At 69.2% G+C, this 11,878-nt stretch carries 11 protein-coding genes; 2 read left to right on the top strand and 9 right to left on the bottom strand.

From position 1 onward, the window contains the following. Positions 1 to 36 precede the first annotated feature (36 nt). Positions 37 to 1,263: a sugar ABC transporter substrate-binding protein gene (locus AC3WS6_RS03975; RefSeq protein WP_492499772.1), complete on the bottom strand. Its 1,227-nt coding sequence runs from the start codon at positions 1,261 to 1,263 to the stop codon at positions 37 to 39. Positions 1,264 to 1,358: 95 nt separating this feature from the next. Beyond that, a complete protein-coding gene (locus AC3WS6_RS03970) occupies positions 1,359 to 3,365 on the bottom strand; it encodes a beta-galactosidase (protein ID WP_492499771.1) in 2,007 nt (668 codons plus the stop codon). Positions 3,366 to 3,580: 215 nt separating this feature from the next. On the opposite strand from AC3WS6_RS03970, the gene AC3WS6_RS03965 reads away from it, so the two are divergent. Beyond that, complete coding sequence (locus AC3WS6_RS03965) at positions 3,581 to 4,588, top strand: LacI family DNA-binding transcriptional regulator (protein ID WP_492499770.1); 1,008 nt, start codon at positions 3,581 to 3,583, stop codon at positions 4,586 to 4,588. A 216-nt stretch (positions 4,589 to 4,804) separates the two neighbouring features. On the opposite strand, the gene AC3WS6_RS03960 is transcribed toward AC3WS6_RS03965, so the two are convergent. Further along, on the bottom strand, positions 4,805 to 5,671 hold the full coding sequence (locus AC3WS6_RS03960) for an alpha/beta fold hydrolase (protein ID WP_492499769.1): 867 nt from the start codon (positions 5,669 to 5,671) through the stop codon (positions 4,805 to 4,807). 107 nt (positions 5,672 to 5,778) lie between these two features. On the opposite strand from AC3WS6_RS03960, the gene AC3WS6_RS03955 reads away from it, so the two are divergent. Beyond that, the gene (locus AC3WS6_RS03955) at positions 5,779 to 6,381 is read left to right on the top strand and encodes a GrpB family protein (protein ID WP_492499768.1); all 603 of its coding nucleotides are present in this window, start codon (positions 5,779 to 5,781) and stop codon (positions 6,379 to 6,381) included. Between the two features lie 35 nt (positions 6,382 to 6,416). Here the strand turns inward: AC3WS6_RS03955 and AC3WS6_RS03950 are convergent, their stop codons facing one another. From AC3WS6_RS03950 to AC3WS6_RS03925, 6 genes are all read right to left on the bottom strand, one after another. After that, positions 6,417 to 7,373, bottom strand: coding sequence for a siderophore-interacting protein (locus tag AC3WS6_RS03950; RefSeq protein ID WP_492499767.1), 957 nt, complete (start codon positions 7,371 to 7,373; stop codon positions 6,417 to 6,419). After that, positions 7,363 to 8,163, bottom strand: a complete 801-nt coding sequence (locus AC3WS6_RS03945; protein ID WP_492499766.1) for an ABC transporter ATP-binding protein — start codon at positions 8,161 to 8,163, stop codon at positions 7,363 to 7,365. The genes AC3WS6_RS03950 and AC3WS6_RS03945 overlap by 11 nt, the downstream gene beginning before the upstream one ends. Further along, positions 8,160 to 9,239 carry a FecCD family ABC transporter permease gene (locus AC3WS6_RS03940; protein ID WP_492499765.1) on the bottom strand — a complete coding sequence of 360 codons (1,080 nt, stop codon included), beginning with the start codon at positions 9,237 to 9,239 and terminating at the stop codon, positions 8,160 to 8,162. Before AC3WS6_RS03940 ends, AC3WS6_RS03945 begins: the two co-directional genes overlap by 4 nt. Continuing rightward, on the bottom strand, positions 9,236 to 10,279 hold the full coding sequence (locus tag AC3WS6_RS03935) for a FecCD family ABC transporter permease (RefSeq protein WP_492499764.1): 1,044 nt from the start codon (positions 10,277 to 10,279) through the stop codon (positions 9,236 to 9,238). The genes AC3WS6_RS03940 and AC3WS6_RS03935 overlap by 4 nt, the downstream gene beginning before the upstream one ends. A gap of 32 nt (positions 10,280 to 10,311) precedes the next feature. Then, a complete protein-coding gene (locus AC3WS6_RS03930) occupies positions 10,312 to 11,346 on the bottom strand; it encodes an iron-siderophore ABC transporter substrate-binding protein (RefSeq protein WP_492499763.1) in 1,035 nt (344 codons plus the stop codon). 287 nt (positions 11,347 to 11,633) lie between these two features. Next, positions 11,634 to 11,837, bottom strand: a complete 204-nt coding sequence (locus AC3WS6_RS03925) for a cold-shock protein (RefSeq protein WP_042538190.1) — start codon at positions 11,835 to 11,837, stop codon at positions 11,634 to 11,636. Positions 11,838 to 11,878 lie beyond the last annotated feature (41 nt).

Here is an 11,878-nt window from a genome sequence, read left to right as displayed (position 1 = left end):
TCGCGTCCTCGCTCAACGACCGGGCATGGAGTCGGGTCAGCCGGCGAGAGTCGTCTCGAGGTCGGCGACCATGGTGTTCCACGTCGACACGGGATCGGCGCCGTTGATGATCTGCACCTGCGCGGCGTTCCACAGATCCCACACCGAACCCATCTCGGGGATCGACGGCATCGGCACGCCACCCTGCGCGGAGGCCACGAAGCCGGCCGTGATCGGGTCGGACGAGACCTCGTCGGCGAGCGTCGACCACGCGGGGATGCGGGGGTCGGCCTCGTACAGCGCGCGCTGCGCGTCTTCCGTGCCGAGGTAGTTCGTCAGGAACTCCTGAGCGAGAAGCGCGTTCTTGCTCTTGCTCGACAGGTAGAAGCCCTGCACGCCGACGAAGGGAGCCGCCGCCTCGCCACCGGCCGAGGGGATCGGGTTCACGGCGACGTTGACGCCCTCGAAGGCGCTGATCGCCCACGGACCCTGGATCGTGTACGGAGCCTTGCCCGACGCGAACAGCTCGTTGTTGATGTCGTAGTCGATCGTGGTCGAGATGTAGCCGGTGCCGTTCGCGCCGTTGGCTCCGAGCCACGTCGCGAAGGCCTCGCCGGGTGCTCCGCCCATGCCGACCTCGGTCGTGTACGAGCCGGTGTCGTCCTGCACGAACACGGGAGCGCCGAACGACGTCTGCAGGCCATACATCGTGTAGCCGTCGCCCGTTTCTCCGGCGGTGTTGATGACGACCGGGCGCTCGGTTCCGGCGGCGACGCCCTTCGCGATCAGGTCGTCCCACGTCGCGGGAGCCTCGGCACCGACGAGGTCGGTGTTCTGGATCAGCGCGATGGTCTCGAGCGAGTAGGGCAGCGCATAGAGCTGGCCGTCGTAGGTCATGGCGTCGAGGGCGACCTGCTCGAACTCCGAGGCCTTGTCGCCGAGATCGATCGTGTCGACGACTCCGGCCGCGACGAGGGCGCCGAGCCAGTCGTGGGCGCCGACGGTGATGTCGGGGCCCTCACCCGTCGGAACCTGCGCGATGAAGTCGTTGCGGAGGTCTTCGAAGTTCTTCTGCACGAGGGTGACCTTGGCTCCGGTCTCCTCCTCGAACGCCTCGGCGGCTGCGGTGATCGCAGCTTCGCGCTCGGCATCCGTCCAGATCACGAGTTCGGCGCCGTCTCCGGATGCCGCGTCGTCGCCGCCGTCCTGGGCGCCGGCGGAGCAGCCCGCCAGGACCACGACCGCGGCCAGAGCGAGTGCGCCGACTCCGATGTGCTTGCGCATGCGTTTTCCTATCTGTCGTGGCCGACGATGCGCTGCGCGTCATCGCGACCGGGGTGGGGTGGTGCTGGGTGAAGCGGGTGGTGCTGTCCGTGCTGTCAGGGGGAGGTGCGGATGACGGCGACGCCGCCCGCCGCGATCGTCAGGGAGCCCGCGACCTCGTCGCCGCTGAGGAGCTCGACGCCTGCGGCTTCGAACTCGACGTCGTCGTCTCGGTGGTTCACGGCGATGCGGTAGACCGCGTCGGCGCCGTGGCGCGTGATGACCTCGAGGCCGTCGGGGGTGCCGGCCGGGGTGATCTCGGCGTCCGTGTAGACCTCGTGCAGGAGTGCGCGCATGCCCGCGGCATCCAGCCGGGTGCCGACGTACCAGCCGGTCCCCGCACCATGGCGGTGACGCGTGATGGCCGGCTCGCCCTCGCCGGGTCCGCCCGAGAAGTTCGCGACGACCTCGGCTCCCTCGAGCGCGATGTCCTCCTGCCAGACGTCGGCGACGACGCCCTCGTGGTCGACCCAGTCGAGGCCGTGGCTCTCGCCCTCGCGAAGCGGCAGGAACTCCTCGACCGTGAGGCCGAGCGCCTCGCGCAGCGGAGCGACGAAGCCGCCCGCGTGCACGGCATCGTTCTCGTCGACGATCGCCGAGAAGAACGACACGAGCAGGGTGCCCCCGTCGTTCACATAGGCGGTGAGGTTGGCGGCATCCGCGGCGCTCAGCAGGTACTGCGCCGGGGCGACGACCAGACGGTAGCCCGAGAGGTCCTGACCGGGCAGAGCGAAGTCGACCGTGATGCCGTCGCGCCAGAGCTGCTCATAGAAGCGGCGCACCTGCGCGGCATGCGTGACGTCTTCGGACGGACGCCACTCGAGGTCCTGCGCCCAGAACGACTCGAAGTCCCAGAGGATCGCGACGTCGGCCTTCACGACGCTGCCCTGCACCTCGTCGAGGCGGCTGAGGGCTGCGCCCAGATCGACGACCTCGCGGAACACCCGCGACTCGGTGCCGGCGTGCGGCAGCATCGCCGAGTGGAACTTCTCGGCACCGGATCGCCCTGCGCGCCACTGGAAGAACAGGATGCCGTCGGCGCCGCGGCCGAGGTGCGTGAGGGAGTTGCGCTTCATCTCTCCCCGGCGCTTTGCGATGTTGCGCGGCTGCCAGTTCACGGCCGAGGTGGAGTGCTCCATGAGGATCCACGGCTTGCCTCCACCGACCGAGCGGCTGAGGTCGGCCGCGATGGCCAGGCCGATGTGCGCGTCTTCGTCGGCGGCCCACAGGTAGTGGTCGTCCGAGACGATGTCGACCTCGCGGCCCCAGGCCCAGAGGTCGGTGGTCCAGCTCTGGTTCGCCATGAAGTTCGTCGTGACGGGCTGGTCGGCGTGCGCGCGGATCGCATCGCGCTCGGCGGCGAAGCACGCGCGCAGCTGGTGATCCGTGAAACGCGCGAAGTCGAGGCGCTGAGCGGGGTTCACGACGCTCGGAGCGATGGCCGGGGCCCCGACGTGCTCCCATGCCGAGTAGTGCTGGCCCCAGAAGGCGGTGCCCCATGCGCTGTTGAGCGCGTCGAGCGAGCCGTACTTCTCCTGGAGCCAGAGCCGGAAGGCGGCGACCGCGTTCGGCGAGTAGTCCTCGCCGACGGGAACGCCGTACTCGTTGTGCACGTGCCAGAGCACGACGGCCGGATGCTGCGCATAGCGCGCCGCGAGAGCATCCGCGATCCGCACGATGGCCTCGCGATAGGCCGGAGACGAGTGCGAGGCCATGCCGCGCGAGCCGAAGCCCATCGTGCGCCCATCGCGGTCGATCACGTGGGCGTCGGGGTGGTTCGCGAAGAACCAGGCGGGCGGCGAGGCCGTCGGCGTGCCGAGGTCGACCGCGATGCCGTTCTCGTGCAGCAGGTCGAGCAGCTCGTCGAGCCAGTCGAAGTCGAACTCGCCCTCGGCGACCTCGATGAGCGCCCACGAGAAGATGCCGACGCTGACGAGGTTCACCCCGGCCTGGCGCATCAGGACGACATCCTCGCGCCAGGTCTCACGAGACCACTGCTCGGGGTTGTAGTCGCCGCCGTAGGCGATTCCGCTCAGGGCGGGCCAGGCGTGGGGGGAGGTCATCGGCACTCCATCGGGTCGGTGCGGTCGTGGTGCGTGTCCCGACGTGCTGTCGTTCATTCGACTGGGACCGGTCTCAGGTTGTCATGCGGAGATGACTGGGACCGGTCTCAGTTCTACCCCACGATCATCGCCCGACACAACCGTCGTTACCGAACTGAGACCGGTCCCAGGGTGGACTACCGCTGCACCGGATGCTGTGGGTAGAGTCACAGGCGATGAGTGATGTCAGCGCGAAGCGCAAGCCGACGATCCGCCAGATCGCGGCGCAGGCGGGGGTGTCCCGCAGCACGGTCTCGCGAGTGATCAACGGCGGGCACTGGGTGTCCCCCGACGCCAGGCAGGCCGTCGAAGAGGCGATCCTCGCCGCCGGCTACACCGCCAACCACCACGCACGCAGCCTCGCGACCGGACGTGCCGGATCCCTCGCCTTCCTGCTCACCGAGCCTCAGCAGCTGCTGTTCGACGACCCGACCTTCGCCCTGCTGCTGCGCGGCGCCGCCGAAGCACTCGCTCAGCGGGCCATGACGCTCGTGCTGCTCGTCGCCGGAACCCCCGCCGAGCGGGAGAGCGTCGCGCAGTTCCTCAGCGCCGGGCACGTCGACGGTGTGATGCTGATCTCGTCGCACGAGTCCGATCCGCTGCTCGACCAGCTGATCGAGGTCGGCATCCCGACCGTGTGCTGCGGCGTGCCCCTCGGGCACGAACGAGAGCTGTCGACCATCTCGGTCGACGAGGTCGCCTCCGCGCGCACGATGGCCGCACACCTCGTGACACAGGGGCACCGCCGCATCGGCATGATCACCGGCCCCGACGACACCCCCGGTGGGCGCTACCGCCTGGTCGGATTCCGCGAGGAACTCGGCGAGCTCTACGACGAGTCGCTGGTCGAGCAGGGCGACTACTCCTACGAATCAGGACTCGCCGCCATGACCCGGATGCTCGAGCACGATGTGGACGCGGTGTTCGCGGCATCCGACCGGATGGCGGCCGGAGCCATCGCCGCCGCCCGCCGCGCAGGGCGCCGCGTGCCCGAGGACATCGCGATCGCCGGCTTCGACGACTCAGGCCTCGCCGCCACCCATGAGCCGCCCATCACGACCATGCGCCAGCCGTGGGATCAGATCAGCGCGCAGATGGTCGCCGTGCTGCTCGAGGTCATCGCCGGGGCATCCCCCCGCTCGGTCGTCCTCGACACCGAACTCGTGGTGCGCGCGACCGCATAGGCGGCATTCGCTCCGCTCCCGCTACCGCTCCCGCTCCCGCTCGTGCTCCCGCTCCCGCTGCCGCCCCCGCTCGCGCTCCCGCTCGTGCGCGCGCTGCGAAGGTGATCTCCCGCAGCGAAGGGCCGAAGGCCGCGTGAGGCCCTTCGCAGCGCGATATCTCCTTCGGTGCGTGCGATGGCTGATGACAGGACGCGTCGACGAGGTCTCGCTCGCCCCCTACGGCCGGTCGAGCACCTCGCGGAGCGTGGCGGCGAAGGCCTCGGGCTGACCGGCGTAGCCGAATTCGCCACCCATGAAGCCGCCGTGGTGACTGGGGAAGACCGTCGCCTGCTGGCCGAGCGCCTCGGCCAGTGCGATCGAGGTGCGTCCGGTGTACCCCTTCAGGGACTCTTCCCCGACGGCGACGACGATCCGCGTCGGGGACGCCGTCAGCGCCTCCAGGTCCGGCTCGTAGAGCGGCACCGCCCACGAGAGCTCGGACAGCAGTGGATCGTCCCGCCTGCCGTCGTCGTCCGTCGGCATCCCGAACGCCGCGGGGTCGGGGGCCGGCTGAGCGAGGAACTCCTCGGTGACCTCGCCCTCCCACGAGGTCATCGCGACGAACGCCGCCATCCCGGCACCCCAGCCCCTGTCCTGGTACGCCCGGGTATAGGCCACCCGGGCGCGATGCACTTCTTCGGCATCCGGCAGCACACTGTCGATCGGCGGCTCATGAGCGACCAGGGTGGCGACGTCGTGCGGGTGAGCGGTGACGAGGGCGAGTGCGGTCACCGCCCCACCGCTGCTCGCGAACATGTCGACCGGGCCTGCACCGAGTGCCTCGATGATCGCGTGGACGTCCTCGGCCTGGACTTCGGGGGCGTTCGTGGCCCCGCCGTCCTTGCGCACGCTCCGGCCCAGCCCGCGCGGGTCATAGGTCACGACGGTGCGGTCGTCGAACAGCGCCACCTGCGCCTGGAATCCGCTCGCATCCATCGGCTGGCCGATCATCATCAGCGGCGGGCGACCATCGGCTGTCGGCAGTGGGCCGTGCACGTCGTAGACGAGGTCGACCTCAGGGAGCTCGAGCGTGTGCGGGGTCATCAGACGGCCTCCTCGGCATCGATCGATTCCCTCGGATGCTACGGCGCGGCATCCCCGTGCGCCAGCGGTTCCGGTGTTCCGCTCGACCGAATCCGTACACTGGCCCGGTGAGTGACGAACACAATCCCGCCGCGCTCGTCGAGCATCAGACGGACTGGGCGCCGCGAGCGTCCCAGCTTCTGGCGGAGCTCAGCGAGGCGCTCGACGGAATGGCCGGTGCCGAGTCCGCGACACTCGATCACATCGGTTCGACAGCGGTCGCCGGCCTTCCCGCCAAGCCGTTCCTCGATCTGCAGCTGCGCACCGTGATCCTCCCCGAGGAGGCGGACCTCGTGCGACGGCTCGCTCCGCTCGGTTACGAGCGCGCCCGCGGGGCCCGGCCGGACTCACCGGGAGTCGACCGCGACATTCCCCGAGGTTCCACCCCCGCACATCCGGACGTCTGGCAGAAGCTGCTGTTCTGGCACGAGAGAGAGAAGGCGATCCTCCATGTGCGACGCGCAGACTCGCCCTGGGGCCAGTACACGATCTGGTTCCGCGACTGGCTGCGAGCCGACCCCGATGCGCGACGCCGCTACGAGGCCGAGAAGCGAAAGCTCAGCGCCGCCCAGCGGGGCAAGGCCGACTACGACGACTACACCCGAGCCAAGACGGAATTCTTCGACGAGGTGCAGTCCGAGTTCGAGGCATGGGCGTCGCAGCGCGGATGACGGCGGCACGCCGATGCGAGCGCCGATGCGAGCCGTCAGCCGCGCATGGCGACGCCGTGGCGCCAGTAGCCCATGAAGGCGACCTGCGAACGGTCGATGCCGAGGTCCTTGACCAGGTGGCGGCGCAGTGTCGTGACGACGCCGCTCTCGCCGGCGATCCAGAAGTAGCGCTCCGCGGAAGCATCCGTCACCGCGATCTCTTCACCGAGACCCGAGTATTCGGGCGTCTCCCAGAGCAGATCCTCGGACTCGATGTCCTCCACGGCGATCTCCTCGCCGGCATCCGCATCACCGAGGTACGCGAGCACCGCGGGGATCAGGCGCACCCCGTGCGACTCTCCGACCTCGCGAGGCAGCCAGTGCACCTCGACCCCGGCCGGGGCGTCGATGCGGAGGACATCGGCGGGCACCGGCACCTCGATGAAGGCGCAGCCGCGCAGGTCGCGCGGCGCGTCTTCGAGGATGCGCGCGATCGCCGGTGCCGCGGTCTCATCGCCGGCCAGCACGACCGAAGCCGCAGAACCGGGCTCGTATTCGGCACCGTGATGATCGGCGGCCGACACACCACGACGCGGACCGACGATGAACAGCTCCTGCCCGGCAGCCGCAGCATCCGCCCAGCGCGAGGCCGGACCGCTCAGACCCGGTGCCAGGTGCAGCACGAAATCGACATCGAGCTCGGTGCCCTGCTCGGTCAGCCGCAGGTCGCGCACCGAGTAGGTGCGCATCGAGCCGCGCTCCGCCTCGGGAACGGCCAGGTACGAGCCCCACCAGTCGTCGGTGTCGCGGTCGAGGTCGGGGAGGATGCCGGATGCCGGCGGGAAGACGAGCTTGATCCGAGAGTCGAAGGTGTCGCCCGGGGTGCCGAACTCGTCGAGCTCGGAGCCCCCGAACGTGACCCGCACGAAGTTCGGCGACACCCGTTCGACCCGGCGCACCTCGGCGCGGGCCAGCACGTAGGTGGGACGTTCGGTCGTGGTCTCAGCGGACATGATGCCTTCCGATCGGGGTGACCATCGGCTTGCCCGAGACGGGGTCGATGGTGATCTGGTTCGCGAGGTCGAAGACCTCTTCGACGAGCTGGGCGGTCACGACGTCCTGCGGAGCGCCGGTGGCGTGCACCCTGCCCTCCTTCATCGCGACGAGCTCATCGGAGTAGCGTGCGGCGAGGTTGAGGTCGTGCAGCACCATGACGATCGTGGTGCCGCGCGAGACGCTCAGGTCGGTGAGCAGATCGAGGACCTCGACCTGGTGAGCGACGTCGAGGAACGTGGTCGGCTCGTCGAGCAGCAGGATGTCGGTCTCCTGCGCGAGCGCCATGGCGATCCACACGCGCTGACGCTGGCCGCCCGAGAGCTCGTCGACGCTGCGGTCGGCGAGCTCCGTGGTGCCGGTGGCGGCCAGAGCATCCGCCACGACCTCGTAGTCGTGAGCGCTCCAGCGAGCCAGCATCTTCTGATGCGGATGCCGGCCGCGGCCGACGAGATCCGCGACGGCGATGCCCTCGGGCGCGACGGGCGACTGTGGCAGGAGGCCGAGGATGCGCGCGACCTCCTTGGTGGGGCGCGCGTGCACGGACCTGCCGTCGAGCACGATCTGACCGGCGGTCGGCGAGAGCAGGCGCGCGAGCGAGCGCAGCAGCGTCGACTTGCCGCATCCGTTCGCTCCGACGATCGTGGTGATCTTGCCCGGCGCGATCGAGAGGTCGAGGCCGTCGATGATCGTCCGGTCGCCGTAGGCGAGAGTGACGGACTCCGCCGTCAGAGTGTGCGCCTCGGTCACAGGGAGCCTCCCGAGCGGTTCGTGCGGATGAGCAGGTAGATGAGGTACGGAGCGCCGAGCACACCGGTGATCACGCCGACCGGGTAGCGCTCGCCGAACGCGAACTGACCGATCAGGTCGCCTCCGAGCACGAGCACAGCGCCGATGAATGCGCTGGGGACGAGCAGGTTCGCTCCGGGCCCCGTGATGCGGGCCGCGATCGGACCCGCCATGAACGCCACGAACGCGATGGGGCCGGTCGCGGCGGTGGCGAACGCCAGCAGTGCGACTGCGCCGAGGATGAAGAGCAGACGAGTCGTGTTGACCCGCACCCCGAGACCGGACGCCGAATCGTCGCCGAGCTGCATCGCCCCGAGCGCCCGGCCCTGCAGGAGAAGGAGCGGCACGATGATGACCGCAGCGATCGCGAGCGGCATCACGCGCTCCCACGAGGCATTGTTCAGGCTGCCGGTGAGCCACTGCATCGCGGTCTGGATGTCCCAGTTCGCGGCCCTCGACAGCATGTACGAGATGATGCTCTGCAGCATCGCCGCGACACCGATGCCGATCAGGATCAGCCGGGTGCCCGCGAAGCCATTCTTGATCGACAGCAGGTAGATGACTCCTGCCGTGACGATCGCACCGCCGAGCGCGAGCAGCGAGACGATCGGCCCGTTGAGCGACAGCACGATGATGCCGAACACCGCCGCGGCGCCGGCGCCGTTCGAGATGCCGATGATGTCGGGCGAGGCGAGCGGGTTGCGCAGCAGCGTCTGGAACGAGACGCCGGCGATGCCGAACGCGAAGCCCGCGAGGATCGCGAGCACCGCGCGGGGCAGGCGCAGCTCGCCGACGGTGAACGACGCCCCCGGCACGGTCTCGCCAAGGATCACGCGGATCACCTCGTCGAGCGGATAGAACGTGTTGCCGATCATCAGCGCCACGGCGAACAGCACGAGCAGCAGCACCCCGAGCACGATCGTGGCCACGGCGTGCCGGCGGTGGCGTGAGCGGCGGCCCGCGATGAGGGCCGCGACGTCGCTGGTGCGGTCGGATGCTGCCGGAGTCTGGGCGGCGGCGCGGTCGATGGTGCTCACAGTTCACGCACCTTCTGACGACGGACGATCCAGATGAAGAACGGGGCGCCGATGATGGCGGTGATGATGCCGACCTGGATCTCCTCCGAGGTCGGCGCGATGACGCGGCCGACGATGTCGCTCGCGAGCAGCAGGGCGGCGCCGGCCATGGCCGAGAACGGCAGCAGCCAGCGGTGGTCGGTGCCGATCAGCATCCGGCACACATGCGGGATCACGAGACCGACGAAGCCGATGGGTCCCGCGATGGCCGTGGCTGCTCCCGCGAGGATCACGGCGCCGACCGCCGACAGGAGGCGCGTGCGGAAGACGTGCTCGCCGAGCCCCTTCGCCATGTCGTCGCCGAGCGCGAGGGAATTCATGCCCCGGGCGCTGGCGAAGCAGATCAGTGCGCCGAGCGCCAGCACGGGAGCGGTGAGCGCGATGCGCGGCCATTCTGCGCCGCCCACTCCGCCGATCTGCCACGACTGGAACGCCTGCAGCAGGTCGACGCGCGGCAGCATGACCGCGCTGATGAGCGAGGCGAAGGCGGCCGAGGTGGCGGCACCCGCGAGCGCGAGCTTGAGGGGGGTGGCGCCGCCGCGTCCGAGTGAGCCGACCGTGTAGACGAAGGCTGCGGCGAGGGCAGCGCCGATGATCGCGAGCGCCATCTGGCTGTAGGCGTCGGTGAGGCCGAAGAAGGCGAGGCCGAAGACGACGGCGAGCGAGGCGCCGTTCGAGACGCCGAGGATGCCGGGGTCGGCGATCGGGTTGCGGGTGACCGCCTGCATCGTCGCGCCGGAGAGAGCGAGGGCTGCCCCGACGAGGATCGCGAGCACCGTGCGCGGGAGGCGCTTGATGATCGCAGCCTGCGCGAGCGTGTCATCCTGCCCCGCCAGGGCGGCGAAGACGTCGTCGATGCTCACGGAGCGCACGCCGAAGCAGATCGACAGGATGCAGAGCACGAGCAGCACTCCCAGGCCGACGAGCAGCCAGAGCGTGCGCGCCCATGCCGGGCGTCGCAGATCTGCGACGCCCGGCAGGGGAACGGTGACAGCGGTCACGGGAATTCAGTGTGCGAAGGTGACGCCGACGGTCACTTCGCGGCGAGCGGTGCTGCCAGCAGGCCGAGGTAGTCGGACAGGCCCCACTGGATCGACAGCGGCGACGGGTTCGCCGAGGCCGCGATCGGGGTGGAGTCGGGCAGGATCACGATGTTGCCGGCGGCGATCGCGGGGATCTTCGACAGCAGCGGGTCGGCCTGCATGGTGGCGATGAGCGAGTCGTCGCCGTAGGTCACGAAGACATCGACGTCGTCGAAGGTGTCAGCCTCTTCGGAGCTCACCGAGAGGTAGAACTCCTTGCTGTCCGCGTTCTCCTCGACGATCGACGGAAGCGGAAGACCCAGGTCGTCGTGCAGGTAGCCGGGGCGCGTGTCGATCGCGGTGTAGTAGCCGACCTGGCTCAGGTCGCTCGGGTCGACGTACGCGAACAGCACCTTCTTGTCCTTGAGGGCGCTGTTCTCCTCGAGGGCGGCCTCGGCGTCGGCGTGCAGCTCTTCGATGAGGGCGTCGCCCTCCTCCTCGAGGCCGAGCGCCTTCGAGTTCATCTCGATCATCTCGTCGACCGGGGTGCCCCAGGCGACCTCGGGGTAGGCGACGACCGGTGCGATCTTCGACAGCTGGTCGTACTCCTCCTGCGTCAGACCCGAGTACGCCGCGAGGATGACGTCGGGCTGCGTGTCGGCGACGGCCTCGTAGTCGATGCCGTCGGACTCGTCGAACAGCACGGGCTCTTCGCCGCCGAGTTCGTCGAGCTTGTCCTCGACCCAGGGCAGGATGCCGTTGTCGTCGTCGTCGCCCCACGTGGCCTTGCTCATGCCGACCGGGACGATGCCGAGAGCGAGGGGAACCTCGTGGTTCGCCCATGCGATCGTCGCGACGCGCTCGGGCTTCTCCTCGATCGTGGTCTCGCCGAACACGTGCTCGATCGTGACGGGGAAGGCACCGTCATCGGCGGGGTTGCCGCCGGCGGAGTCAGAGGTCGAGTCGGCGGCGGGCGTCGCGCAGGCCGTGAGGCCGACGGCGAGGGCCGCGGCGACACCGGCGGCGAGAAGGCGAGAGGTGCGCACAGGCGTTCCTTCGGTTCGAGGTGAGGGGGCGGGGCGCAGAGTGCGCCAGGCTTTGGTAAGCCTCGCCTAATCTAACAGAAAGTTAGGCAAGCCTCATCTCGGGGCGAGATCAGCCGGGGCCACTTCCGCACCCACCGGCCAGTCGGGGCCATTTCCGCACCGCAAATCAGCGATTCGGATGCCGAACTGACCCCGCACGGCATCCGACCGCACTGCGCATACCCGGGTACGCAAAAAACCGGCCGGATCCGTGAGGATCCGGCCGGTTTCAGGAAGCCTATGCGCGCTCAGAGAGCGCGGATGTTCGCCGCCTGCATGCCCTTGGGGCCACGCTCAGCGTCGAATTCGACCTTCTGGTTCTCACGAAGCTCCTTGAAACCGGAGCCGGTGATTGCCGAGTAGTGGGCGAAGAGGTCGTCCGTGCCGTCATCGGGAGCGATGAAGCCGAAGCCCTTTTCCGCGTTGAACCATTTCACAGTGCCAGTGGCCATGTGTTTTCTACTTTCTGTTTTCAAACGGCCGCTTACGCGAC

This window comes from Microbacterium sp. EB106-03-03-XG65, assembly GCF_058791955.1.
The sequence above is the reverse complement of the archived record's forward strand: the minus strand, read 5'-3'. Positions and strand labels throughout refer to the sequence as shown.

Bases quoted from the DNA above. Each gene is read 5' to 3' on its own strand.
- AC3WS6_RS03965 (WP_492499770.1), top strand. From the start codon at position 3,581: ATGAGTGATGTCAGCGCGAAGCGCAAGCCGACGATCCGCCAGATCGCG.
- AC3WS6_RS03975 (WP_492499772.1), bottom strand. From the start codon at position 1,263: ATGCGCAAGCACATCGGAGTCGGCGCACTCGCTCTGGCCGCGGTCGTG.
- AC3WS6_RS03950 (WP_492499767.1), bottom strand. From the start codon at position 7,373: ATGTCCGCTGAGACCACGACCGAACGTCCCACCTACGTGCTGGCCCGC.
- AC3WS6_RS03960 (WP_492499769.1), bottom strand. From the start codon at position 5,671: ATGACCCCGCACACGCTCGAGCTCCCTGAGGTCGACCTCGTCTACGAC.
- AC3WS6_RS03970 (WP_492499771.1), bottom strand. From the start codon at position 3,365: ATGACCTCCCCCCACGCCTGGCCCGCCCTGAGCGGAATCGCCTACGGC.
- AC3WS6_RS03925 (WP_042538190.1), bottom strand. From the start codon at position 11,837: ATGGCCACTGGCACTGTGAAATGGTTCAACGCGGAAAAGGGCTTCGGC.